The 24,608-nt window shown below is 73.3% G+C and carries 21 protein-coding genes; 9 read left to right on the plus strand and 12 right to left on the minus strand.

The window, feature by feature from the left end:
* Position 1: 1 nt before the first annotated feature.
* Entirely contained in the window at positions 2 to 1,051 is a 1,050-nt protein-coding gene (locus AC4H2S_RS15090) for a FecCD family ABC transporter permease (protein WP_491497945.1), read from the minus strand.
* A gap of 250 nt (positions 1,052 to 1,301) precedes the next feature.
* Between AC4H2S_RS15090 and AC4H2S_RS15095 the strand changes: the two genes are divergently transcribed.
* From AC4H2S_RS15095 to AC4H2S_RS15115, 5 genes are all read left to right on the plus strand, one after another.
* The gene (locus tag AC4H2S_RS15095; protein WP_491497790.1) at positions 1,302 to 2,033 is read left to right on the plus strand and encodes a PadR family transcriptional regulator; all 732 of its coding nucleotides are present in this window, start codon (positions 1,302 to 1,304) and stop codon (positions 2,031 to 2,033) included.
* On the plus strand, positions 2,030 to 2,455 hold the full coding sequence (locus tag AC4H2S_RS15100; RefSeq protein WP_491497791.1) for a DUF1707 SHOCT-like domain-containing protein: 426 nt from the start codon (positions 2,030 to 2,032) through the stop codon (positions 2,453 to 2,455). Before AC4H2S_RS15095 ends, AC4H2S_RS15100 begins: the two co-directional genes overlap by 4 nt.
* A 43-nt stretch (positions 2,456 to 2,498) precedes the next feature.
* Entirely contained in the window at positions 2,499 to 3,050 is a 552-nt protein-coding gene (locus tag AC4H2S_RS15105; RefSeq protein ID WP_491497792.1) for a hypothetical protein, read from the plus strand.
* 62 nt (positions 3,051 to 3,112) lie between these two features.
* On the plus strand, positions 3,113 to 3,862 hold the full coding sequence (locus AC4H2S_RS15110; protein WP_491497793.1) for a YcnI family copper-binding membrane protein: 750 nt from the start codon (positions 3,113 to 3,115) through the stop codon (positions 3,860 to 3,862).
* A gap of 53 nt (positions 3,863 to 3,915) precedes the next feature.
* On the plus strand, positions 3,916 to 5,547 hold the full coding sequence (locus AC4H2S_RS15115; RefSeq protein WP_491497794.1) for a copper resistance CopC/CopD family protein: 1,632 nt from the start codon (positions 3,916 to 3,918) through the stop codon (positions 5,545 to 5,547).
* On the opposite strand, the gene AC4H2S_RS15120 is transcribed toward AC4H2S_RS15115, so the two are convergent.
* Both AC4H2S_RS15120 and AC4H2S_RS15125 read right to left on the minus strand, forming a co-directional pair.
* Positions 5,525 to 6,406: a DUF8832 domain-containing protein gene (locus tag AC4H2S_RS15120; RefSeq protein WP_491497795.1), complete on the minus strand. Its 882-nt coding sequence runs from the start codon at positions 6,404 to 6,406 to the stop codon at positions 5,525 to 5,527. The two genes, AC4H2S_RS15115 and AC4H2S_RS15120, sit on opposite strands and share 23 nt — an antisense overlap.
* Before the next feature lie 15 nt (positions 6,407 to 6,421).
* On the minus strand, positions 6,422 to 7,198 hold the full coding sequence (locus AC4H2S_RS15125) for a dienelactone hydrolase family protein (protein ID WP_491497796.1): 777 nt from the start codon (positions 7,196 to 7,198) through the stop codon (positions 6,422 to 6,424).
* A gap of 94 nt (positions 7,199 to 7,292) precedes the next feature.
* On the opposite strand from AC4H2S_RS15125, the gene AC4H2S_RS15130 reads away from it, so the two are divergent.
* Complete coding sequence (locus AC4H2S_RS15130; RefSeq protein WP_491497797.1) at positions 7,293 to 7,730, plus strand: pyridoxamine 5'-phosphate oxidase family protein; 438 nt, start codon at positions 7,293 to 7,295, stop codon at positions 7,728 to 7,730.
* On the opposite strand, the gene AC4H2S_RS15135 is transcribed toward AC4H2S_RS15130, so the two are convergent.
* The 5 genes from AC4H2S_RS15135 to AC4H2S_RS15155 all read right to left on the minus strand — a co-directional run bounded on the left by AC4H2S_RS15135 (position 7,720) and on the right by AC4H2S_RS15155 (position 17,790).
* A complete protein-coding gene (locus tag AC4H2S_RS15135) occupies positions 7,720 to 12,951 on the minus strand; it encodes a DUF7507 domain-containing protein (protein ID WP_491497798.1) in 5,232 nt (1,743 codons plus the stop codon). The two genes, AC4H2S_RS15130 and AC4H2S_RS15135, sit on opposite strands and share 11 nt — an antisense overlap.
* Before the next feature lie 100 nt (positions 12,952 to 13,051).
* Positions 13,052 to 14,446: a chromate efflux transporter gene (chrA, locus tag AC4H2S_RS15140; protein WP_491497799.1), complete on the minus strand. Its 1,395-nt coding sequence runs from the start codon at positions 14,444 to 14,446 to the stop codon at positions 13,052 to 13,054.
* 87 nt (positions 14,447 to 14,533) lie between these two features.
* Positions 14,534 to 15,808, minus strand: a complete 1,275-nt coding sequence (locus tag AC4H2S_RS15145) for a glutaminase (protein ID WP_491497800.1) — start codon at positions 15,806 to 15,808, stop codon at positions 14,534 to 14,536.
* A 52-nt stretch (positions 15,809 to 15,860) separates the two neighbouring features.
* Positions 15,861 to 16,946 carry an extracellular catalytic domain type 1 short-chain-length polyhydroxyalkanoate depolymerase gene (locus AC4H2S_RS15150; protein WP_491497801.1) on the minus strand — a complete coding sequence of 362 codons (1,086 nt, stop codon included), beginning with the start codon at positions 16,944 to 16,946 and terminating at the stop codon, positions 15,861 to 15,863.
* A 4-nt stretch (positions 16,947 to 16,950) separates the two neighbouring features.
* Positions 16,951 to 17,790, minus strand: a complete 840-nt coding sequence (locus AC4H2S_RS15155) for an alpha/beta fold hydrolase (RefSeq protein ID WP_491497802.1) — start codon at positions 17,788 to 17,790, stop codon at positions 16,951 to 16,953.
* A 190-nt stretch (positions 17,791 to 17,980) separates the two neighbouring features.
* On the opposite strand from AC4H2S_RS15155, the gene AC4H2S_RS15160 reads away from it, so the two are divergent.
* Both AC4H2S_RS15160 and bla read left to right on the plus strand, forming a co-directional pair.
* On the plus strand, positions 17,981 to 18,304 hold the full coding sequence (locus tag AC4H2S_RS15160; protein ID WP_491497803.1) for a GNAT family N-acetyltransferase: 324 nt from the start codon (positions 17,981 to 17,983) through the stop codon (positions 18,302 to 18,304).
* An 11-nt stretch (positions 18,305 to 18,315) separates the two neighbouring features.
* Entirely contained in the window at positions 18,316 to 19,296 is a 981-nt protein-coding gene (bla, locus tag AC4H2S_RS15165; protein ID WP_491497804.1) for a class A beta-lactamase, read from the plus strand.
* 3 nt (positions 19,297 to 19,299) lie between these two features.
* On the opposite strand, the gene AC4H2S_RS15170 is transcribed toward bla, so the two are convergent.
* On the minus strand, positions 19,300 to 20,472 hold the full coding sequence (locus tag AC4H2S_RS15170; RefSeq protein ID WP_491497805.1) for an acyl-CoA dehydrogenase family protein: 1,173 nt from the start codon (positions 20,470 to 20,472) through the stop codon (positions 19,300 to 19,302).
* A 179-nt stretch (positions 20,473 to 20,651) separates the two neighbouring features.
* A complete protein-coding gene (locus tag AC4H2S_RS15175; protein WP_491497806.1) occupies positions 20,652 to 21,575 on the minus strand; it encodes a DUF6801 domain-containing protein in 924 nt (307 codons plus the stop codon).
* 155 nt (positions 21,576 to 21,730) lie between these two features.
* Here AC4H2S_RS15175 and AC4H2S_RS15180 point away from each other — a divergent pair, with 155 nt between their 5' ends.
* A complete protein-coding gene (locus AC4H2S_RS15180; protein ID WP_491497807.1) occupies positions 21,731 to 22,162 on the plus strand; it encodes a CoA-binding protein in 432 nt (143 codons plus the stop codon).
* A 19-nt stretch (positions 22,163 to 22,181) separates the two neighbouring features.
* On the opposite strand, the gene gdhA is transcribed toward AC4H2S_RS15180, so the two are convergent.
* Positions 22,182 to 23,528, minus strand: coding sequence for an NADP-specific glutamate dehydrogenase (gene gdhA / locus AC4H2S_RS15185; RefSeq protein ID WP_491497808.1), 1,347 nt, complete (start codon positions 23,526 to 23,528; stop codon positions 22,182 to 22,184).
* Positions 23,529 to 23,589: 61 nt separating this feature from the next.
* Positions 23,590 to 24,591 (minus strand): Gfo/Idh/MocA family protein, encoded by a 1,002-nt coding sequence (locus AC4H2S_RS15190; RefSeq protein ID WP_491497809.1) that lies wholly within the window; start codon positions 24,589 to 24,591, stop codon positions 23,590 to 23,592.
* Positions 24,592 to 24,608 lie beyond the last annotated feature (17 nt).

Here is a 24,608-nt window from a genome sequence, read left to right on the forward strand (position 1 = left end):
GTCACGCGGTGCTCGCGTGCAGGCGACGGATCAGGACCAGCAGGAAGGGGGCGCCGACGAGGGAGGTGACGATCCCGATCGGCACCTCCTGCGGCGCGAAGACCGTGCGCGCGAGCACATCGGCCCAGATCAGGAGGACCGCGCCCATCAGGGCGGCCACCACGACGACTCGCACGTGGGCCCCGCCGACGGCGCGCCGGGCGAGGTGGGGCACCACCAGGCCGACGAACCCGATGCTGCCCGCGGCCGAGACCACGACTCCCACGCAGAGCGCGACCACCACGAGGAGCCGGAGCCGGAAGCGGTCGGGCCGTACGCCGAGGGCGTGGGCCGTCTCGTCGCCGACCGCCAGGGCGTCGAGCCGGCGTCCCCAGACGGTGAGGAGGACCGTCGCCCCCAGCACGACGGCGGCGACCACGGCCAGCGGCAGGTCCCACTTCGCCAGGCCGAGCGACCCGAGGAGCCAGAACATCACCGAGCGGGCGCCCTCGGCCGAGCCGGACGCGAAGATGAGGAAGCTGGTCAACGCGTAGAGGGCGTAGCCGACGGCCACGCCGGCCAGCAGCAGTCGCACCGAGGTGACCCGTCCCCCGCTGCGGGCGACGAGGAGGACCAGCACGGACGCCGCGAGCGCTCCGGCGAACGCCGACACCTGGAGCGTGTGCTCCACCAGCCCCGCGCCGACGCCGAAGAGGATCACGGCCGCAGCCCCGCTGGACGCGCCGGAGTTGACCCCGAGCAGGTAGGGGTCGGCCAGGACGTTGCGGACCATCGCCTGCAGGGCGACCCCGCAGATCGCGAGACCCGCTCCCACGAGCGCGCCCAGCACCACGCGCGGCAGCCGCACCTGCCACACGATGGCGTCGACGGGAGCACTCCAGGTGCGCTCACCGGGCCAGCCCAACGCATGGTGGCCGACCACCCGCGCGACCGTGCCCCCCGGCACCGAGAAGGCGCCGATCCCGACTCCGGCGACCACCGAGACGGCCAGCGCCGACACCAGGCCGACCAGCCACCACGTCGTGCGCCGACGCCGGGCCGTGAGCCCCAGGACGTCGGCGCTGGCGGACGGCGCCGGCCGGGTGGGCGTCGTACCGGCCGTCACCACGCCCCCTCGTTGTTGCAAGTAATTTGCAACAACGACCGTAGTGCATCAGGGCCGCTGCGCATCGGGACCCCCTGACGGCCTTGTCCGAGGAATCCGGCGGGCGTACGCTCGCGATATATCGCGATACGTCACCGATAGATCACGACGTACCGCTCCGTCGCAGACACCGATCACCGATCACCGAGGAGCACCCATGGGACACCACTGGCCCGGCGCCGACTGGCCCGGCAACGACGACAACACCAACGCTGACGACACCCCGGGCGACAACCCCGGCGCGCGCGACTACCGGCGCCCGGGCAGCCAGGACTGGAGCAGCTGGGGCAGCGCCTTCACCGGCGGTCGCGGACGCCGCGCCGCCGGCCCGCCGCCGTGGCTCGGCGAGATCTTCGGCTTCGCCTCCGCCCCCCAGCGCCCGCCCCAGCGCGGCCCGCGCGTGCGGCGCGGCGACGTGCGCACGGCGATCATCGACGTGCTGCACCGCGCCCGGAAGGCCGACGAGCCGATCAACGGCTACCAGGTGATCCAGGAGATCGCCGAGCTCAGCCACGGCGAGTGGCGCCCCTCCCCCGGCTCGGTCTACCCGACCATCCAGCAGCTGCAGGACGAGGGCCTCGTCGAGGCCGACGACGCGCGTGGGCGCCGCACCATCCGGCTCACCGACGCCGGCGTCGCGTGGGCCGAGGACAACGGCAGCGAGCTCGCCGCCGTCTGGGCCCCCTTCACGCCCGTCCAGGAGACCGCTCCCGAGCAGCCGTCCGGGCAGGCCGACATCAAGAGCGAGATCGGGCAGGTGGTCAGCGCCGTGTGGCAGCTCGCCACCCAGGGCTCGGACCAGCAGAAGAAGGCGGCCCTCGACGTGCTCGTCGACACCCGCCGCAGGCTGTACGGCATCCTCGCCGACGGGCGGGACGGCGAGCGATGACGTCGCCCGACCCTCGGGTGCGCATCGCCGACAGCGACCGCGAGCGGGCGATGGCCGACCTGGCCCTGCACTACACCGACGGCCGGCTCGACCACGAGGAGTACGACGAGCGGCTCGACGCGATCTGGACGGCGCGCACCCACGCCGACCTGGCCGTCCTGTTCAGCGACCTGCCGCTGCTGAGGGCACCGCAGCCGGTGCGCGCTCCGGCGCCCGCCACGCGCGGGGCCGGAGCCCGCTTCCGCCTGCCGCTGCTGCCGGTGCTGGCGATCCTCCTCGCGCTGAGCGTGCTCGTCGGCGCGCCGCTGTTCCTGCTGATCTTCCCGCTGATGTGGTTCGCGCACCGGCGCCGTGGCCCGGCGTGCCAGGCCCGTCACGGGCACACCGACTACCGGCGCCCGAGGCGTTCGCACGGGTGGTGAGCCAGTCGCCCCACCCGGGCCACGGCTCTGCCATCATGACCGCGTGGAATGGGAGGCGACGGTCGCGCGCACACGTGCGCCGCACGCCCTCCCACGCGCCCTGACGGCGACGGTCGTCACCGTCGGCGGGGCGGCCGCCGCACACACCTGGGCCGGCGGCACCGTGCCCACGGGCCCCGGTCTCGCGCTCGTCGCCGGCGTCGTCCTCGGCGCCAGCCTGCTGGTCTTCCGCCGCGGGGTGCCCGGCTGGGCGCTGCTGCCCGCCGTGGCCGCCGCGCAGCTCGGCGTGCACGAGTCGTTCGGGCTGGTGGCCTCCCACCACCCCGGCGACGGCCACGCCCACTCCGTCGCCTCCTCGACCCCGGCCTGGTCGTGGCAGATGCTCGCCGCGCACACCTTCGTCGCCGCCTTGGTGGCGGCGCTGTGGTGGGTCGGGCGCCGTGCCGCGTCGTACGCCGTGCACCTGCGGGCCCGACCCGCGCTGCCGGTCGCCGTCCGGCTGGGCCGCCCGGCGGAGCCGCCGCTGCACCCCACCCCCGTCCTCCTGCTGGTCCCGCCCCGGCGCGGGCCGCCCACGGTGGTCCCGTCCGCCTGAGCCCGGTCCCGGGCTCGGGTGGTCGACGCGACCCCAGACCCGCACCACATCCCAGGAGAGACATGTCCATCCGTACCCTCGCGCGCCTCGGCGTGCTCCCGGCCGCCACGGCGGCCATCGCCCTCTCGCTCGTCCAGCCCGCCGGCGCCCACGTGACCGCGACGCCGTCGACCGCGGCCGCCGGCGCCTACTCCGTCGTCACGTTCAGCGTCGGCCACGGCTGCGAGGGCTCACCCACCCGCAAGATCGAGATCCGGATGCCGGAGTCCGTGCTCTCGGTGACCCCGACCCGCCACCCGCTCTACGACGTCGAGGCCGTGCGCGAGGTGCTCGACGAGCCGGTCACCGACAGCCACGGCAACGAGGTGACCGAGCGGGTCGCCTCGATCGTCTACACGGCCCGCACGCCGCTGCCCGAGGGCCAGCGCGACGCCTTCGAGCTGTCGTTCCAGCTGCCCGACACCGAGGGCGAGGTGCTCGCCTTCCCGACCGTCCAGACCTGCCAGAAGGGCGAGACCGGCTGGACCCAGGTCCCCGCCGAGGGCCAGGACGCCGACGAGCTCGAGACGCCGGCCCCGTCGTTCGAGGTGCTGCCCGCCACCGGGGACGGCCACGGCGCGGCCGCCGAGCCGGCCGCCGACGCGGACGACGCAGCGGACGACGCTGCGGGCTCGGGCTCTGGTGCCGAGCCGGTCGCCGACGACGCGGACGACGACGGCTCGTCGGCCCTCGGCTGGGCCGGGCTCGCTGCCGGCCTGCTGGGCCTCGCCGCCGGCGGTCTCGCACTGGCCAGGACGCGCACCACCTCGTGACCGCGTCGGCGCGACCGGCGCGGCGCCACCCGACCCCCTCGGTGGGGGCACGGGTGGGCGCCGTGCTGGTCGCGCTCGCGCTCGTCGTGCTCGGCGCGGCCCCCGCGTCCGCGCACGCCGAGCTGATCGACACCGACCCCGCCGAGGGGGCGGTCGTCGAGACGGCGCCCGAGGTCGTGACGCTCACCTTCAACGAGCCGGTCCGGCTGACCTCGCAGGAGGTCGCCGTCTACGACGCCGCCGGGGAGCCCGTCGAGGCGACCGCCGGCGCCAGCGGCACCGAGGTCGCCGTCGAGCTGCCGGGCGCCGCCGGCCTCGCCGAGGGCACCTACGTCGTGTCGTGGAACGTCCTGTCCGGCGACGGCCACCCCATCGCCGGGGCGCTGACCTTCTCCGTGGGCTCCCCCAGCGCCTCCGTGTCCGCGCCGCCGGAGCCGGAGACGTCGTCGGCCGTCGTGACGGTGCTGCGCGACGTGCTGACGGTGGTGACGCTGCTGGGGCTCCTGCTCGCGGCGGGGCTCGCCCTCTTCGTCGCGCTGGTGCTCCCCCGGACGTGGACGGGCACCGCCACGCGGGCCCGGCTGCGCCGGCTGATGACGTACGCCGCGGGCGCGGGCGCCGCCGGCGCGGTGCTGCAGGTGCCGGTGGCGGCCGTCTACGGCCAGGGCCTCGAGCTCACCGACGTCGCCTCCGCGCTCGAGCCCGGCCTCGTCGTCAACGAGGTGCTCAGTGCGGTGGTGGTCGTCGTGGGGCTGGGCCTGCTCGTCCGGACGACCACCGACTCACCGCCGACCCGTCACGGCGGCGCGCTCCTGGTCGGGGCCGCCCTGCTCGCGCTGGCCGGGCCCTCGCTCGTCGGCCACACCCGTGCCTTCGCGCCGGCGCCGCTGCTGGTCGCGGCGGACGTCCTCCACCTCGTCGCGGGAGCCACCTGGCTCGGCGGCCTGGTCGGCCTGGCCCTCAGCCTGCGCGCCCTGGCCGGGCGGGAGGCGGTCGCGGCGACCACGCTGGCGCGCTTCTCCTCCCTGGCCGCCGGCGTGCTGCTCGCCGTCGCGGCGACGGGGACGTTCCTGGGCTGGCGGATCCTGGGGTCGTGGGGCGCCCTGGTCGAGACCCGCTACGGGTGGCTGCTGCTGGCCAAGGTGGGGGTCGCGCTGCTCGTCGCGGGCCTCGGCGCCTGGAACCGGTGGCGCACGCTCCCCGCGGTGACCCGCGCGGTGGGCTTCGGCGACCGCGAGCGGGCCGCCGCTGCCGTGACCCGCACGGTGCGGGTGGAGGCGGTGCTGCTGGTCGTCCTGCTCGCGATCACCGGGGTCCTCGTCAACCAGTCGCCGCGCGCAGCCTCCGTCGCCCCGGCGTCCGGCACCACCGGCGTCGGCACGGCCACCGCGGGCGACCTCCGCGTGCTCGCCGTGCTGGACCCGCGGCGCACGGGCCCCAACACGCTGCTCGTGCAGGTGCAGGATGCCTCGGGCGAGCCGTACGACCCGCCGGTGAACCCCGTCGTCGAGATGCGCACCGAGGGCCTCGACATCGGCACGGTCACGGTCACGCCGATCGCCGCCGGCACCTATCGCGGCGAGGTCGTGGTGCCGCGGGCCGGCCAGTGGGAGGTGCAGGTCAGCATCGCGCTGAGCCCCTTCGACAACCCGGTGACGACGGTCAGGCTGACCGTGCGACCGTGAGCTCGACGGGCACCGTGTGCAGGAAGCCGTCCACGCGCACCTGGGCGAACAGGCGGTAGTCGCCCGGGTCCGGGATCTCGGCGTGGAAGGTCAGCTCGGACCCGTCCTCGGTGACGTCGGGGGCGGCGAGCGGGTGCAGGTGCACCATCGCCCCGCTCTCGCGGTGGAAGCCGGTGACGTGGCTGTAGGCGCCGAGGTAGGTGCCGAGCTCGACCGGGCTCCCCGCCGCGTCGCGCACGACGAGCCGGAGCTCGCCGTCGCGCCCGGCGACGGGCGCCTGGGAGACGGCGACCGTGACCGCCCGGTCCTCCGCCGCGGTGTCACCCGGGTCGCCGGCCGGCCGCGGCAGCTCCGTGCCCAGCACGACGTGGTCGCCGTTGCCGCCCTCGTCGACGGCGATGAACTCGGTGACGACGCGGTAGGCACCGGCGTCGGGCACGTCGAACGGCGCCCGCCAGGTCCCGTCGTCGCCGCGGGCGGGGTGCAGGTGGCGGAACACGGTCAGGTCGTCGGAGACGACGTAGAGGTGCAGCTCCTTGGTGAGCTCCTCGACGAACTCGGTGACCGGCTCGCCGCGGTGGTCCTCGATCCGGAAGCGCAGCTCGCCGATGCCGCCGTCGCGCTCGCGCACCCGCACACCCGTCAGCGAGTAGCCCACCTCGCTGGCCCGGGTGCCGTCGCCGACGGCCAGCGACGTGTGGCCCTGGCCGGGCGCGTGGGTGTGGCCCGCCTCGACCTGCCCGTCCTGCCGGTCCGGTCCGTCCCCGCCGCTGCCGCAGCCGGCCAGCGCGGCGGCAGCCAGTGCCCCGGCCACGGCCAGCGGGAGGCGGCGTGCGAGGGCTGGATGGGCGGTCGTCACGACGACGATCCTCCCCTACCGCTGCCGCGCGCCGTCGCCGGCGTCGAGGGTGGCGCCGAGGTAGGTGTCGAGCAACGTCCGCAGGCTGGCGAAGTGCCGCTCGGCGGACTCCTCGTCGTACATCGACGTGTCGGCCATGGAGTAGCCGTGGGGCCCGGGGAACACCTCGTTGCGCGCCGTGAGACCGGCCTCGTCGAGGGCATCGCCGAGCGCCGCGACGGCCTCGGGCGGCATGGACGGGTCGTCGGAGGCGTGCCCGAAGGCGAAGGCTGCGCTGGCGGTGCGCAGCGCGAGGTGCGGGCTGTCGGGCGCGTCGGTCACCAGGCCGCCGCCGTGCCAGCCGCCCACGGCGACGACGCCGGGGTCCATCCCTGCCGCGCGCACGGCGATGCGGGCGCCCATGCAGTAGCCGGTGACCCCGACCTCCTCCCCGACCGTCTCGGGGCGCGAGCGCAGCGCGGTGAGGTAGGCCGGCAGGTCGCGGGCGACCAGGTCGGGCGTCAGCGCGCGGACCCGCTCCATCGCGCCGGGCATGAAGGCCTCGCGGGCCCCGGGCTCGCGCAGGTCCGCCCGCGGAGCGAGCTCGGCCGCGGTCCCCGCACGGTGGAAGACGTTGGGGGCCAGCACCGTGTAGCCCCACGTGGCGATCCGGTCGGCCATCTCCTCGATCCGCGGCCGGAGCCCGATCGCGTCGATGACGAACAGCACGCCCGGGGCGGGCGCGCCACCGGGCGCGGTCGCGAGGTAGGCCTCGGCGTCGCCGTCGGGCGTGGTCAGCGTGAGGGTCGGCACGGCCCCGAGGCTAGCCAATCGGACCCACCGCGCTGTGGCGACAGGGGTCGAAGGGCCCTGTCCAGCCCCGGTGCGCCCGCCGTACGGTCCGGGTATGGACGAGCAGATCACCCGCCTGGACACCGAGGAGTGCTGGGAGTTCCTCCGCACCCACGAGCTCGGCAGGCTGGCCCACCACCTGGCCGACGAGGTGCACATCGCACCGGTCAACTACGCCGTCGACCACGACCCGGCCACGGGCCGCCGGACGCTGTTGTTCCGCACCGCCGAGGGCTCCAAGCTGCTGGGCGTCGTGATGAACCCCGACGTCGCCTTCGAGGTCGACGAGATCGTCGGCGAGGAGGCGACCAGCATCGTGATACGGGGGCGCGCCCGCAAGCTCGAGGAGGACGAGGAGCATCGCGCCGAGAACGTCCCCCTCCGCCCGTGGGTGGGCACCGAGAAGTGGAACGTCGTCGAGGTCGAGCCGACCGAGATCCACGGCCGCCGCTTCGAGCTCTCCCGCCCCTGGCAGCACATGCTCACGGACTGACCGGGAGCCGTCCGCTCTCCGCACGGATCGGCTTGGCCGTCACCACCTTGTACTTCGTGTAGTGGAAGTGACCGTTGGGGTAGACCACCCGGTCGCTGCAGCTGATGAGCAGGAGGCGGTGCGGGCCCGTGGTCCGGAACAGCCGCTGCGGCAGCGTGCGCGTCCGGTCGTAGGTCGCGACGTCGGACACCCGGTAGCGCTGGGTCCGACCGCCCCTCGTGATGGTGACCGTGTCGCCGCGCTTGGCGCCCCGAAGGCCCCACATCGCGCCGGGACGGTCGCTTCGGTCCGAGACGTGACCGGCGACGACCGAGGTGCCGATCTTGTCGCCGAAGCCGGCGGACCTGCGCAGCCAGCTGGTCAGGGAGACCTTCTCGGGCAGTCGCATCCTCCCGCGCACGATCGTCGTGGGCACGACCGCCGCGTCCAGGCCGAAGCCCGGCGCACGCACCTTCGCGCGGGCGGCAGCCTCACGGCCGGAGCCGGGCAGGACGCCCGCGAACCCTCCGCTCACGATCGGAGCCACGTAGGGCGGCTTCGCGACGGTGGTCGTCTCCGGCGGGAGCCCGCACCGGGTGGTGGCCGCGGCGGCCGTGGCGGTCGCCTGCGTGGTCACCTGCCAGGTGTAGACGCCGGGCTCGCTCACCTCCACGGCTGCGGTGCGGCTCCAGCCAGTGCTCGCCCGCCACCGCACGGTGCGGGCGAGCGTCCCGGGCCGGCAGGAGGCGTCCGCGAGGGACTCGAACGGACCGTAGAGGCGGGCGGTCGCGGGGACCGAGGCGCCATCGGGGAGCCCGGTGATCCGGACCCGGTCGCGGAACCGCTCGCCCGGCTCGACGTCGCGGTCGGAGGTGCGGGTGCGGATCGACGGGGTGGCCACCGGGGTGGCCACCGGGTTGATCTCGACCACGGCGCCGTCGGGGGCGGAGGAGGCCGCGCCGCCGCTGGGGCCGTTGCCGGAGGCGCGGGCGACGTTGCGCAGCTGACCGGTGGCCAGATCGGCGGCGGTGACGACGTACACGCTCGTGCAGTCGACGCTCTCCCCCGGCGCCAGGCGTGCCGCGCTCGGCGGGCACGTCGGCGTCGGGAGGTCGCCGGAGCCGGTGAAGCTGTCCTCCACGATCGAGATGGCGCTCAGGGGGACGTCGCCGACGTTGGTCACGCGGAACGTGTACTGCACCTGCTGTCCGGCAGCGGTGACCGTGGCGGGGCTCGCGGTCTTGACGATCTGGAGAGCCGGCTGCTCGGTGCCGTTCAGGGTCGCCGAAGCCGAGTTGTTGGTGGGGTCGGGGTCGTAGGGCACGGCGCGCGCGCGGTCGGACGAGGCGGTGTTGGTCAGCGGGCCGGTGCGGGTGACCTGCGCGGTGATCCGCAGGACTTCCTGGTCGCCGGTGGCGGGGAGGTCCGTGGGCGCCAGCCGGCCGACGTCCCAGACGCCGGTGGCAGCGTCGTAGGTGCCGCTCGAGGCCGTGCTGCTGACGTAGGTCAGGCCGTCGGGCAGGACGTCGTCGACGGTGACATCCTCGGCGGTGTCGGGGCCGAGGTTGCGCACCCCGACCGTGAAGGTGACGTTCGCGCCGGGGACCGGGGTGGGGTCGTCGACGGTCTTGGTGACCGCGATGTCGGCGACCGGCACGAACAGCTCCTCGTCGTCGATGTTGTCGTCAGGGTTCGGGTCGTCGACCCGGGTCTGCTGGATCGCCACCAGGTTGCGATAGTGCCCCGACGCGCTGGGGCCGATCAGCACCGAGACCTCCAGCGTCGCCGTCTCACCGGATTCGAGCCGAGGGATGTTCCAGACGCGAGCCGTCTCGTCGAAGGTCCCGGCGTCGGTGGTGTGCCCGGTGATGTTGGCCTGGATGAGCGCGGGGTCGTGGGCGATCGTGTCGTCCGTGGCGTTGGGCCCGTTGTTGGTGATGGTGATCGTGTAGACGACCGTGTCGCCCGGCTGGGCGGCCGGCTGGTCGACGGTCTTGGTGATCGTGAGGTCGGCGAGCTCGACGAAGGTGGCCGCCGCCGAGGCCGAGTTGTTGGTCGGATCGACGTCGCGCTGGTCGAGGCTGGACAGGCTGGCTGCGTTGTTCTGCTGCCCGACCACCGTGCCGGTCGCGGTGATGGTCAGGGTGACCGTCGTCCCGACCGGGATGGACCCGACGGTCCAGGTGCCGGTGTCGGCGTCGAAGGTGCCGTCGCCGCTGGCGGACACGAAGGTCAGTCCCTCCTGGAGGAGGTCGGTGAAGACCGCGTTGGTGACGGTGGTCTCGGGGGCGCCCGGGACCGCGGTGTTGGTGGCGGTGACCGTGAACACCGCGTCCTGGCCGAGCGGGATCTCCGAGGCGGATCCGCCGCCGGCCGCTTCCACGGACTTGGTGACGGCGACGTCGACCGCGGGGGCCTGCGTGGTCACGGTGGCCGACGACTCGTTGTCCTCCGGGGTCGGATCGTCGAGCAGCGGCGCGTCGACCGTGGCGAGGTTGACCTTGGTCCCCACGGAGTCGAGCCGGGCGGTGATGGTGAGGGCGGCGGACTGGCCGGACGCGAGCCTGCCGACGTCCCATCGGCGCGCGGCGACGTCGACGGTGCCCTGGGAGGGGTCGGTCCCGACGATGGTCACGCCCTCGGCGCCGGTGTCGGTGACGAAGACGCCGCTCACCGGGTCGGGGCCGCGGTTGAGGACGGTCACCGTGTAGGTGACCGTGTCATCGACGACGGCCTCCTCCGGCGAGACGCCCTTGACGATCACGAGGTCGGCGTTCGGCGTGCGAACCGTGACGGTCGCGGAGTCGGAGTTGTTGGCGCTGTTGACGTCGGTGGGCGAGACGGTGGCGAGGCTGACCGCGTTGGTGAACGTCCCCGCGGCGCTGGTGTCGAGGACGAAGTCGAACGTCGCGGTCTCGCCCACGGCGAGGGCGCCGATGGTCCAGATGCTGGTGCCCGGGTCGTAGCTGCCGGTGCCACCCGACTGGGCAGGCAGGTAGGTCAGGCCGGGGGGCAGGTCCTCGCTGACGGTGATGCCGGTGCCGGGCTGGGGGCCCAGGTTGGTGACCGTCACCCGGAACGTCGCCGGCTCCCCGGCCGCGACCTCCTCGGAGCCGACGACCTCCTTGGTCACGGCCAGGTCGAGGGCGCGCGGGTTCAGCGTCACGGTGGCGCTGTTGTTGGCCGGATCGGTGTCGAGCTGGTCGAGCCGGGTCAGGGTCGCGGTGTTCGAGGTCACCCCGTTGGTGTCGACCCGCGCGGTGATGGTCAACGTGACGGCGTTGCCGACGGCCAGCGCGGGGATGGACCAGGCTCCCTCGCCGGCGGAGTAGGTGGACGGCTGCGGCCCCGACGTGTCGGCGGTCTGGAGCGTGAGCCGGCCGTCGGGGAGCAGGTCGGTGACCAGGAGGTCCGTGGCGGCCGCCGGACCGTTGTTGGTGGCGGTGACGGTGAAGGTGATCGTGTCGCCGACAGCAGGCTCCGGCTCGTCGACGGTCTTGGTGATCGCGATGTCGGTGTTGACGCCGATGGTCGCCTGGGCCTCGGGCGACTCGACCTCCTGGCCGAACGGCGTCTCCCCCCTCGCGACGGCGGTGTTGACGATGCTCCCGGCGGCGTTGGCCTGGGCGGTGTCCACGAGGTAGGTGCCGGTGCAGGTGGTCGACGCGCCCGGTGCCAGCACGTTCGTCTCGCAGACGAGGGACTCCGAGGAGACGCGGTCGTCGGTGACGGCGATGTTCGTGACCGTGGACCCACCGGTGTTCGTCACGGTGTAGAGGTAGTCGACCTCCTGCCCGGCGACGTACGGCGGGTCGGTCTGCACGGCCTTGGTCAGGTCGAGGCTGGACACCAGCGGGACGGTGACGGTCGCCTCTGGAGAGGTGATCGTGTCGCCACCGGGGTTCACCGCGCTCGCCGTGGCGACGTTGACGACCTCGCCGGCCGAGACGTCCGCCGCGGTGACCGTGTAGGTGCCTCGACAGACCGTCGTCGACCCTGGTGCCGGCGCCGGTGGGAGCGTGGTGGCGTCGCAGGTGATCGGCCCGGTGATCGTGTCGTCGGTGATCGCGAGGGTCGAGAGGTTCTCCGTCCCGGCGTTGGTGACGGTGTACTGGTAGGGGATCGCGGTGCCGGCGGTGATGACGGCGGGAAGGGTGCCCGCGCTGCGGTCGACCTGCTTCTCCAGCTGCAGCTGGGCGAGCGGGTTGACCGTCTGGACCACGGCGTTGCGGATCAGGTGGACGTCGGTCACGCCCCCGGTGGACCCCGACAGGCCGAACTTGTAGGTGCTCGGCAGGTCCGGAGGTGCCGGGACGTCGAGCTCGGTGATCCACGGGCTGCTGGCGTTGGCGGGGTTGTAGCGGACCTGGACGATGACCCGCGGGTCCGGCGCCGGGGTGACCGTGATGTTCACCTGCCGCCAGGACCCCGCGAGGGTGCGGGCGCGCAGCGTCCCGGTGCCGCCGTTGAGCGTGGTGCCGGGATCGTCGGGGTCGGTGGCGTCCGCGGGCGTGGTGGAGGCGAGGTAGCAGTAGCCGGTGAGGCCGTCTCCGGGGCCGCGCAGCGTGATCACGTTCGGGGCCACCGCGCCTTCGGCGGTCGAGGGCGAGCGTTGGCCCTCGGGGCACCCGTTCCCGCGATTCTCACCGTCGTCGTAGTAGTTGCCGTACGCGTCCAACCCGACGCCGAGCACCCCGCCCTCGACGCCCGGCTCCGCCACGCCGCCCTCGGCCGTGCGCTGTGCGTAGCCCAGGCTGCCGCCCGGCGCGCCGGTCTCGGTCAGGTTGGTGGCGCCGTCGACGAGGAAGAAACCGATGCCGTCGGCACCGGTGCCGCCGTACTGGAACTGGTCGAAGGTGATCGTCACCCCGGCCGTGGCCGGGATCGGCCGGTTGTAGAGCACGCTGCCGGCCGTCTGGGTGCTCGCGTCGGTGAGCTGCAGGTAGCCCGGGATTGCGCCGAACGTGGGCACCGGGCCGACCCGATGTGCCGCGCAGGTCGGGATGTTGGCGGCACCCGCCGGTGGTGCGATGATGGCGCCGGTCAGGCAGCTGTCGCCCTGGGCGGTCCACGCCGGGTCCGTGACAGAGCGGCCGGTGAACGTCTCCGAGACGATCGTGGTTCCGCCGGTCGGCGGGTCCGCGGAGGCCGGGTCGGCCGTCCCCTGGGCCAGGACGAGGAGCGTGGACACAGCCATGCCCCACGCGACGGTCGCGGCGATCAGGCGTCGAGTCGTGGCCACGGGCTCCACCTTCCAGGTGCGTTGACGGCTCTCCACCATGTCGCGGACCCCGTCGGCGTCCAAGGGTCGGATGGCCCGGGTCCTCGACGCAGCCAGACGCTCACCTCACCCCAAAGGACGCTCCGACGCCGACGATGACGCCCGCGAGCGCACAGGCGCCGAGGGTGCGCAGCACGGACCAGCCGCGCCAGAAGACCAGCGCGCACCCGAGCGCGGTGATGGCGAGCGCCGCGACGTCGAGCGACCCCAGGTGCGGGTACTCGACGTCGAGCGGTCCCGCGGTGACCCGCCCCGTGGAGTCGAACAGCGTGTGGAGGGCGAAGAAGACGGCGAGGCTCGCGATGACGCCGACGACGGCGGCGGTGATGCCGGCCAGCGCGGACGTGAGGGCGCGGTTGCCGCGGAGCCGCTCGACGTACGGCGCCCCGAGGAGGATGAACAGGAAGCACGGCACGAACGTCACCCACGTGGTGAGCAGTGCGGCGATGACGGCGGCGACCCACGGGTCGAGGTCGCCGGGGTGGCGGTAGGCGCCGACGAACGCGACGAACTGCACCACCATGATGAGCGGGCCGGGCGTGCTCTCGGCCAGCGCCAGGCCGCGGACCATCTCGCCGGGGAGCAGCCACCCGTAGGCGCTGACGGCCTGCTGGGCGACGTAGGCGAGGACGGCGTAGGCGCCGCCGAACGTGACGACCGCCGCGCCGGAGAAGAAGAGGCCCTGGTCGACGAAGATGCTGGACCGGCCGAACGCCACGCCCACCACGGCGACGGGCACGAACCACACGAGCAGTCCGAGGACGAGCGTGAGTGCCGCGCGACGCCCGGAGGGGCGCTCGGTGTGGAGCTGGTCGTCGCCGATGAGGGGCGTCGGTCCGTCGTCGACGACGGTCCTGGCCGGCCTGCTGAGGGTGGGCATGCGGCGCCCGAGCAGCCACCCGGCGAACGCGCTCACCCCGACGACGGCGGGGAAGGGGACGCCGAAGAACGTCAGGGCGACGAACGCGGCGACGGCGAGCGCGATGAGGGCCGGATGCCCGAGCCCCTTCCTGCCGACCCGGATGACGGCCTGGAGCACGATGGCGATGACGGCGGGCGCCAGGCCGAGGAAGAGCGAGTCGACGAGGGTGGTGTCGCCGTAGGCGACGTAGACGCCGGACAGCACGAGCAGCGCCGCGACGCCGGGGAGGATGAACAGGATGCCGGCGACCAGGGCGCCCTTGACGCCGTTGAGCAGCCACCCGACGTAGGTGGCGAGCTGCTGCGCCTCCGGGCCCGGCAGCAGGGTGCAGTAGGACAGGGCGAAGAGGAACCGCTGCTGGCCGATCCAGCGCTTCTCGTCGACGAGCATGCGCTGCATGACGGCGATCTGGCCGGCGGGGCCGCCGAAGGTCTGCAGCGAGATGGCGAACCACGCCCGGGCCGCCTCGCGCAGCGGGACGACGTCGTGCGAGTGGTCCTGCGGCTGGTGCCCACCCGACGCGTGTGCGACCACGGTGGCATGCAACCCCGCCGTCGGAGCCGAGGTCAAGCGAAACGCTCGACTTCGCGACGACCTGGTTGGTCCCGTCGTTGCACGCCCTCAGCCGCTCGTGCCGTCCAGGGCGTCGACGACGGTGACCCGGCCGCCGTCACCCGGGTCGGGAGCGGGCAGCACCGACTCGGGGTCGACGATGACGACGTCGTGGCCGTCGATCGTGAGCCGCCGCGCGACCTCGAGCAGCATGCGCCGGGCCACGTCGGTGAGGGAGTGGACCCTGGTGAGGTCGAGCGCGACCCGCGCCTGCGCAGGCACGATTCCCTCGGCCTCCCGGACGACTCGCTCGGCCCCGGCGAAGTGGATCCCGCCCTGCAGCTCGATGACCCGGGTCGCGTCCGCTCCCCTGCCGACGACGTGGTGGGACCGGACGGCCGAGCGTCCCGACGGCGGGACGTCCATCACGTGCAGCCCCATGTCGGAGGAGAACCGCTCGAACAGCGAGACCCCGCGCGTGCTGGTCCCATGGATGTCGAGGCGCGGCGAGAACGTCGCGATCCCGATCTGGCCGGGCAGGGCACCGATCAGACCGCCCGCCACGCCGCTCTTCGCGGGGATCCCGACCTGGGTGGCCCAGTCGCCGGCGGCGTCGTACATCCCGCAGGTGGCCATCACGCTCAGCACCTGCCGGACGACGGGCTCGGGGACCACCTGCTCGCCGGTGCGCGGGTTGACCCCGCGGTTGGCGAGGGTCGCGGCCATGACGGCCAGGTCACGGGCGGTGACGAGCAGCGAGCACTGGCGGGTGTAGCCCGCCACGACTGCCGTGGGGTCCTCGTCGAGGACGTCGTGGCTGCGCAGCAGGTGGGCGATGGCGAGGTTGCGGTGTGCGTGCTCCAGCTCGGAGGCGCACACCACCTCGTCGACCTCGAGGCGTCGTCCCGCGAACGCCGAGAGCCCGGACACCACCCGCTCCAGGCGCTCCGTCGCGTCCAGGCCCTCGGGCCCGGCGAGCGAGTGGGTCGTGATCGCACCCGCGTTGATCATCGGGTTGCGCGGGCGTCCGGAGCCACGCTCGAGCGAGATCTCGTTGAACGCCTCTCCCGACGGCTCGACGCCGACCTTGGCCAGCACCGCCTCGAAGCCTCGGTCGGCCAGGGCCAGGGCGTAGGCGAACGGCTTGGAGATCGACTGGATGGTGAGCCCGACGTCGACGTCACCGGCACCGTAGACCTCGCCGTCGACCGTGGCGAACACCGCGGCGAGGCGGTCGGGATCGGCCGACGCGAGCTCGGGGATGTATCCCGCCGGCGCACCGGAGGTGTCCGCCTCGACGCCCGCGAGCGCCTCGGCCAGGTAGTCGGGGATCATCGATCGCATGGCGCCTCCTGGGGCTGGGCCTCGAGCCGAGGGGTGACGAGCACGAGGGCGCTCATCCCTGCGATGCCCGCGGGTGGCGGCGGGCGAAGTCCCAGGCGATGGCGCTGGCGTCCGGGCCGGCACGATCGGCGAACAGGCCCTCGCCAGCCGGGCCGGGCCACGCATGGCCCATGCCGTGGACCAGGTAGGACTCGACCAGGGTCGCGCCGTCGCGGGTCGTGACGATGGTGCGCACGTAGCCGTGGCGCCCGTCGCGTCCCGGCACGGTCGTGGTCTCCTCGGACGTCGCCAGGCTGTCGTTGAGCAGGCCGTCGTCGACCAGGTCGCCCACGCCCACCCACTGCTCGACGAGCCGGGTGGCGACCAGGGGTGGCACCACGTCGTCCTCCGAGCCCTGGATCACCAGCAGCGGCACCTGCCGCGCCCGGTCGCCCATCTGGGACCACGCCTGCCGTGCGGTGTAGCTCGGTGGGGTCGCGTCGGGGGCGTCGGGATCCACCTGGTCCAGCCCGTACTCGCCACCGGCCACGGACGTCGCCGTCGCGAACACGTCGGGATGGGTCGCAGCGAGGATGACCGCCGTGCCCGCCCCGGACGAGGCACCGGCGACGTGCACGTGGTCCGGATCGGCGCCGTAGGTCTCGACCACCTCACGGGCGACGCCGGCGAGGAGCGCGGGCTCGCCAGTGTGCCGGTGCTGCTCTCGTGGGTCGGCCGAGCTCCAGCAGTTGACGGCGCTGCGGAACAGCCGCTGCGAGGGGTAGACGACGATGAAGCCCTCCCGGTCGGCCAGGTCGTTGAGCTGCGTCAGGGACTTCATCGAGTTCCACCCGTAGCCACTCATCCCGCACCCGTGGAGCGCCATGACGACGGGCAGCCGGGCGGTGCCGTCGTGCTGCGGCGGCAGGTGGACCTGGTAGCGCTGGGCACCGGCGGCGCCCTCGTGGACGTGGTTGCGGTCGCCCTCGTCCAGCCACCACGGCAGGCCGAGGTGGAAGACCGCCCCGGCCGTCCCCACCACGGTCACGAGCGCCACGGCGACCACAGCCACGACCCTCGGCCACCTCCGCGGCCGATTCCTCCGGTCGAGAGTCCCGACCGCCTCGACCCGCTGGGCCGGCGTGGCCTGGCTGGTCATCGCCTCATCCCAGGAACGCGCGCAGCGCGCCGTTGACCTCGTCGGCGTGCGTCCACAGCAGCCCGTGCGGCGCACCCTCGATCTCGACGTAGTCCGCGTGCGGGACGAGGTCGCGGAAGCGCCGGCCGGTGGCGTCGATGGGCAAGATGTTGTCGGCGGTGCCGTGGAGGATCAGCGTCGGCAGGCCGGCCGCGCGGACCGCCTCGGTGTCGTCGCGGAAGTCCTCGATCCAGGTCGGCACGACGGCGTACGCCGCCACGGGCGCGCTGGAGGCGGCGGTGTCCCAGCTGGCCCGGACGACCTCCTCGCTGATCCGCGATCCGAGGGTCTGGTCGAGGTTGTAGAAGTCGCGGTAGAACTGGGTGAACCAGGCGTAGCGGTCGTCCCGGGCGGCCGTCGCGATGTCGTCGAAGACCTGCTGCGGCACGCCGTCGGGGTTGTCGTCGCGCTGCACGAGGAAGGGCTCGAGCGAGGCCAGGAACGCCAGCCCGGCGACCCTCTCGGTGCCGTACGTCGAGACGTAGCGGGCGAGCTCGCCGGTGCCCATCGAGAACCCGACCAGCACGACGTCGTGCAGGTCCAGGGTCTCCATCAGGACGTGGAGGTCGGCCGCGAAGGTGTCGTAGTCGTAGCCGGTCGCGACCTTGGACGACTGCCCGAACCCGCGCCGGTCGTAGGTGATGACGCGACGCCCCGCGGCCAGCAGCTCACGGGTCTGGCGCTCCCAGCTGTGGCCGTCCAGGGGGTAGCCGTGGATGAGGACGACGGGCTGGCCCGCGCCCTGGTCCTCGTAGTAGAGCTCGATCGGGGTGCTGTTCTCGTCTCCAACGGTGATGTGTCCCATCAGGTGTTCCCTTCGGTTGCGGTCCGGTGTGCCGTGCCGACAGGCTCGCGCGGGGTCCACCGCGGTCGCGTCGGTGAAGACCACCTAGCCAGCCACGAACGGGTCTCGGTGGTCGTCACCGACGCGAAGCACCGCCGGGCGACGGCAGGCTCGGGCACGTCCCCACCACCGAGCCCAGGAGCCCAGACCCATGTCCACCGATCTCACCGTCACCAACAGCGTCGATCGCCGGCGCTACGAAGCACTCGCCGAGCACGGGACAGTCGCGGGGTTCGTCGAGTACCAGGAGACCGACGAGCTGGTCGTCCTGACCCACACCGAGGTCGACCCGTCCTTCTCGGGGCGGGGCGTCGGCAGTGCGTTGGCCCGCGCTGCCCTCGACGACATCCGCCAGCGAGGGCTGAGGGCGCTGGTGGTCTGCCCGTTCATCCTGGGCTGGCTGCGCACCCACCAGGAGCACCGCGACGTGCTCTACAACGCACCCCTCCCCCGCGACGCCGAGCGGGAGGGGTAGAACTGAGCGACATGCCACGCACCGACCATCGTCGCACCGTCATCGTCGTCGTCGTCGCCCTCGTCGCCCTCGTCGCCCTCACCGTGGTGGGTGCGCTCGCCGGTCTGGCCGACAGGTCCGGGGGGTCCGGGTCAGCCGAGGAGGCCGGCGAAGCCGTCCGGGGTGCGACACCATCAGACGCCCCGAGCCCGGGGACGGTGGCCGCACCCGCGGACGTCCGCTCCCGGCTCGCGGCGCTCGAACGGCGCCGGGGCGCCCGCGTCGGCCTCATGGCGATCGACACCGGCACCGGCGCGCGGCTCGGCCACCGGGCCGACGAACGCTTCGCGCTGGCCTCCACCGTCAAGGTGCTGCTCGCCGGCGTCGTGCTCGACCGGCTCTCGACCCGCGACCTCGAGCGGCGGCTCTTCTGGTCGGAGGACGAGCTCGTGCCCCACTCACCGGTGACGGAGATGTTCGTCGAGGACGGGATGACGGTCCGCCAGCTCCTCGACGCCGCGATCACCCTCAGCGACAACACCGCGACCAACGTGCTCTTCGACCTCGTGGGCGGCCCCGGCGCGGTCGAGGACCGGCTCGTGGAGCTCGGCGACACCGTGACCTCCGTCGACCGCGTCGAGCCGGACCTCAACGACTGGCAGCCCGGCGAGGTCCGTGACACCAGCACGCCGAGAGCGCTCGCCGATGTCGTCGAGGACCTCGCGCTGGGCGACGTGCTGGACCGCCCCGACCGGTGGCTCCTCAACGACGACCTCTTCGACAGCCTCACGGGTGCGCGGCTCGTCCGGGCGGGCGTGCCGGCGTCGTGGCGGGTCGGCGACAAGAGCGGCACCGCGTCGTACGGGACCCGGAACGACGTCGCGGTCGTGCGCCCGCCGGGCCGGGCGCCGTGGGTGGTCGTCGTGCTGACCAGGCACGACGCCGCGGATGCCGACACCGACGACGACCTGGTGGCACAGGCCACCAGGATCCTCGTCGAGCACTGGTCGTGACGGCTACAGCTCGGACTGCACCCCGGCAAGGAGCTGACGTGCCATCACGATCCGCTGGACCTGGTTGGTGCCCTCGTAGATCTGGGTGATCTTGGCGTCGCGCATCATCCGCTCGACCGGGTAGTCGCGGGTGTAGCCGTAGCCGCCGAGCACCTGCACGGCGTTGACGGTGACCTCCATCGCGACGTCGGAGGCGAAGCACTTGGCGGCCGCGCCGAAGAAGGTGAGGTCGTCGTCGCCGCGCTCGGAGCGGCCGGCGGCGGCGTAGGTCATCTGGCGGGCCGCCTCGACCTTCATGCCCATGTCGGCGAGCAGGAACTGCAGGCCCTGGAAGTCGGCGATCGACCTGCCGAACTGCTGGCGCTCCTTGGCGTACTCGAGGGCGTAGTCGAGCGCGCCCTGCGCGACGCCGACCGCCTGGGCGGCGATGGTCACCCGGGTGTGGTCGAGGGTCTTCATCGCGGTCGTGAAGCCGGTGCCCTCCTCGCCGATCATCCGCGAGGCGGGGATGCGGACCTTGTCGAGGTAGACCTCGCGGGTCGGGCTGCCCTTGATGCCGAGCTTCTTCTCGGGGGCACCGAAGGAGACGCCCTCGTCGGACTTCTCGACCACGAACGCCGAGATGCCGCCGCGGGTCTTCTTCTCCGGGTCGGTGACGGCCATGACGGTGTAGTACTCCGACTCCCCCGCGTTGGTGATCCAGCGCTTCACGCCGTCGAGCACCCACTCGTCGCCGTCGCGCACCGCGCGGGTCTTCATGCCGCCGGCGTCGGAGCCGGCGTCGGGCTCGGAGAGGCAGTAGGAGAAGCCGCCCTCGCCGCGGGCGAGCGCGCCGAGGTAGTGCTGCTTGAGCTCCTCGGACCCGGCGATCTGCACGGGCAGCGAGCCGAGCTTGTTGACCGCGGGGATCAGGGACGACGACACGCAGGCGCGGGCGACCTCCTCGATGACCAGCACCGTCGCGAGCGCGTCGGCGCCGGCGCCGCCGTAGGCCTCGGGGACGTGCGGGGCGTGGAAGTCGGAGGCGAGCAGCGCCTCGGCCGCCTCGTGGGGGTAGCGGGCCTCCTCGTCCACGGCGGCCGCGAACGGCGCGATCTTGGCGTCGGCGACGGCGCGGACGGCCTCGCGGATGGCCTGGTGCTCCTCGGAGAGGGCGTAGAGGGGGAACTCGCTCATGCCGGAATTGTAGGACGTCCATGCTTCTGCGCGGAGACGACGGCGGTGTGGCCATCCCCACTACCCGTCCCGCTCCGATCCGTGGTCCGATCCGTGCTCCGATCCGTGCTCCAGGCGGGGAACGACGAACGCCCGGCCGGTGCCGAGGCACCGACCGGGCGGGAGAGGCGTGGAGCGGGTCAGCGGACCCGGATCACGACCTTCTTGTCCTTCGACTTCTTGGTGTAGTCGTCACCGAGGTAGAGCACCTTGAGCTTGGTCTTGCCAGCCGGCAGCGCCTTCTTCAGCGTGATCTTCGTCTTGCCCTTGGCGTTGAGGACGCCCTTGCCGACGGCCTTCTTGCCGAGCATGACCTTGACCTTGCCGGTCGGCACCTCGTTGGCCGCCTCCACGACGACCTTCAGCTTGGTCTTCGTGCCGAGCTTGGTGACCTTCTTGGCCGGGGTGGCCTCGGTGGTCGACTCGTTGGGGGCGAGGACGATCGAGCCGAGGCTCGACGGGGAGCCCGCCTTGAAGACGCACGGCACGTCCGCGAGCATCGTCACGTCGCCCTGCTTGGTCGCGGTGAACTTGAACGCCGACGGCACCACGATGTCGTAGGTGCCCTTGCCCGGCAGGTTCACCGGCACCGTGCCGGCCGGGACCGCGCCCGGGGTGGCGAGCGGATTGGGCGTGTCGAGCTTCACCGGGGTGTTGGCCGTCGCCGGGAGGGCCGTCTGCGGGAAGCGCACGTTCTGCAGGGGCAGGTCCGCGGCGGCGTCGGAGGACAGCTCGTCGAGGGTGGCGACCATGTCGTTGGAGAAGCCGCCGATGCTGGTGGCCTGGAAGAGGCCCTTCGCGGCGTCGACGACGTCGCCCGGGAGGGTGACGCTGAGCAGCACCGGGATGGACGGAGCGTCCAGACCGGCGTTGGCCGCGGCGGGCAGGGTGGCCGTGATCGCGACGGGGATGTCGCGGGCGCCCAGCGCCGGGAAGGTGCAGGTGTAGGTGGTCGAGGCGGTGGCCGCGGTCGCGGTCGGCGCCGCCAGGGCGACCATGGCGCCAGCGGTCAGCGCGCCGGCAGCAGCGACGGCGCCGAGGCGCCGGGATGCGGTGTGGAGCATGTGGAGTGTTCCCTCCGTGGATGTGATGTGACGTGGCTCATCCCACCACATCGCCCCACGAGGCGACACCACCCCCGCAGGTGTCGCTACCAGTTGGTAACCACGGCGCGCTCCGGGACGCTCCGCTGGTGGGTCCGCCCGGCTACCGTGACGCCATGGGCAGCGACTGGCAGGACCCCGCGGTCATCGACCGGATGCTCGACGAGACGCACACCTGGGCCGTCGTCGGGCTGTCCGGCGACCCCAGCCGCACGGCGTACTCGATCGCGGCGCTGCTGCAGGAGCGCGGCAAGCGGATCATCCCGGTGCACCCGGTGTTCGCCGACCCCGGCGCCCCGGCCGTGCTGGGCGAGCAGGGCTACCCCACCCTCGCCGACGTCCCCGACCCGATCGACGTCGTCGACGTGTTCCGTCGCTCCGAGGCGGCCGGCGAGTTCGCCGACCAGGCCGTCGCGGTGGGGGCCGGCGGCGTGTGGTTCCAGCTCGGGGTCGTCGACCGCGACGCCTACGCCCGCACGACCGCGGCCGGCGTGCCGATGGTGATGGACACCTGCCCGGCCATCGAGTGGCGCCGGCGCGGCCGCTGAGCCCGGCGCGGGCGGCGTCTCAGACGACGCCCATCGCCAGCATCGCGTCCGCGACCCGGACGAAGCCGGCGATGTTGGCACCGAGAACGTAGTCGCCGGGCCGGCCGTAGTCGTCGGCGGCCGCGGCGCACCGCTCGTGGATGCCCGCCATGATCTCGGCCAGCCTGGCCTCCGCGTGGTCGTGGGTCCACGAGTCGCGCGAGGCGTTCTGCTGCATCTCCAGCGCGCTGGTCGCGACGCCGCCGGCGTTGGCCGCCTTGCCGGGCGCGAAGAGCACGCCCGCGTCCACGAACGTCGCCACGCCGGCGGGCGTGGTCGGCATGTTCGCGCCCTCGGCGACCACGACGCAGCCCTGCTTGACCAGCGTCCGGGCCGCGACGTCGTCGAGCTCGTTCTCGGTCGCGCACGGCAGTGCGACGTGGCACGGCACGTCCCAGATCGACCCTCCCGCGACGTAGGACGCCCCGGGGCGCCGCTCGGCGTACTCGCTGATCCGCGCCCGCTCGACCTCCTTGAGCTGCTTGAGCAGCTCGAGGTCGATGCCGGCCTCGTCGACGACGTAGCCGCCGGAGTCGGAGCACGCGATCACCGTGCCGCCCATCTCGTGGACCTTCTCGATGGCGTAGATGGCGACGTTGCCCGAGCCCGAGACGACGACCCTCCTGCCGTCGAGGGACTCGCCGCGCTGGCGCAGCATCTCGCGCACGAAGAAGGCGGTGCCGTAGCCGGTGGCCTCCTTGCGGACCGCCGACCCGCCCCACCCGGTGCCCTTGCCGGTGAGCACGCCGGACTCGTAGCGGTTGGTGATCCGCTTGTACTGCCCGAACAGGTAGCCGATCTCGCGCCCGCCCACGCCGATGTCGCCGGCCGGCACGTCGGTGTACTCCCCGATGTGGCGGTAGAGCTCGGTCATGAAGGACTGGCAGAAGCGCATCACCTCGCCGTCGGAGCGACCCTTGGGGTCGAAGTCGGCGCCGCCCTTGGCGCCGCCGATCGGCATGCCGGTGAGCGCGTTCTTGAAGACCTGCTCGAAGCCGAGGAATTTCACGATGCCCAGGTAGACGCTGGGGTGGAAGCGCAGGCCGCCCTTGTAGGGGCCGAGCGCCGAGTTGAACTCCACCCGGAAGCCGCGGTGGATCTCCACCCGGCCGGTGTCGTCGACCCACGGCACCCGGAAGATGATCTGCCGCTCGGGCTCGCAGATCCGCTCGATCACCCGGGCGTCGGCGTACTCCGGGTGGCGCGCCACGACGGGCCCGAGGCTGTCGAGCACCTCGCGCACCGCTTGGTGGAACTCACCCTCGCCGGGGTTGCGCTGGACGACGAGGTCGTAGATCGAGTGCAGTCGGGAGTCCTCACGGGTCACCACCGCACCCTAGGCACTCGCCGCGACCCTGGCGCACCGGGTCCGAGTCCTGAGCCGTCGCTCACACCTCGACCGTGGCCTCCGCCATCGTGATGCCGAGCTGTCCGAGCGCCTCCTCCAGCACCCACATCACGTCGAGGGTGTCCTGCAGCGGCATCACCGGGCTCTCGGTCAGCCCGGCCGCCAGGCAGCGCTGCACCTCCTCGGCCTGGTGGACGTAGCCGCGGCCGCTGGGCAGGCGCTCGACCTCCTCGGGCTCGCCGCCGTTGCGGCGTACGACGACGGTGCTGGGGTGGTAGAACGGCGGGACGATCTCGACGGACCCCTCGGTGCCCACCAGGAGCGCCCGGCCGGGCGTCTGGCTCGCGAGCGTGCAGGTCAGCGACGCGGCGCGGCCGTCGTCGTAGGACAGCTGGATCGCGGCCGAGCGGTCGGCCCCGTCGGGGTAGGTGGTGCCGGTGGCGGTGACCCGGTCCGGGCGGCCGAGGACGTGCTGGGCCAGGGAGACCGGGTAGACGCCGAGGTCGAGGATCGAGCCGCCGCCGAGCGCGAGGTCGAACAGCCGGCTCGCCGGGTCGTAGTCGCGCTGGGCGCCGAAGTCGGCCTGCACCAGCAGCACCTCGCCGATCTCGCCGGCCGCCACGAGGTCGCGCACGTGCGCCACGGCGGGCTGGAAGCGGGTCCACATGGCCTCCATGCAGAACACGCCGGCGGCGCGGGCGGCGGCCACGACCTCCTCCGCACCGGCGAGGGTGGCGGTGAACGCCTTCTCGACCAGCAGCGGGGTGCCGGCCTCGATCGCGGCCATCGCGAGGTCGTGGTGCTGGGGGTGCGGGGTGGCGAGGTAGACCACGTCGACGTCGCCGCGCCGGCCCGCCTCGAGCAGGTCGCGATAGCTGCCGGCACCCGCGCCGTCGGCGGCGAGGCGGGCGGCGAAGTCGGCCGCCGAGGCTGGCGAGCGGCTGCCCACGAACGCGACCTCCGCGTCGGGCGTCACGGCGAGGTCGGAGGCGAAGGCGGCGGCCATGCCGCCCGTGGCGGCGATGCCCCAGCGTGTGGTCATGCCCCGACCCTAGACAT

The organism is Nocardioides sp. Z13_37 (assembly GCF_058355585.1).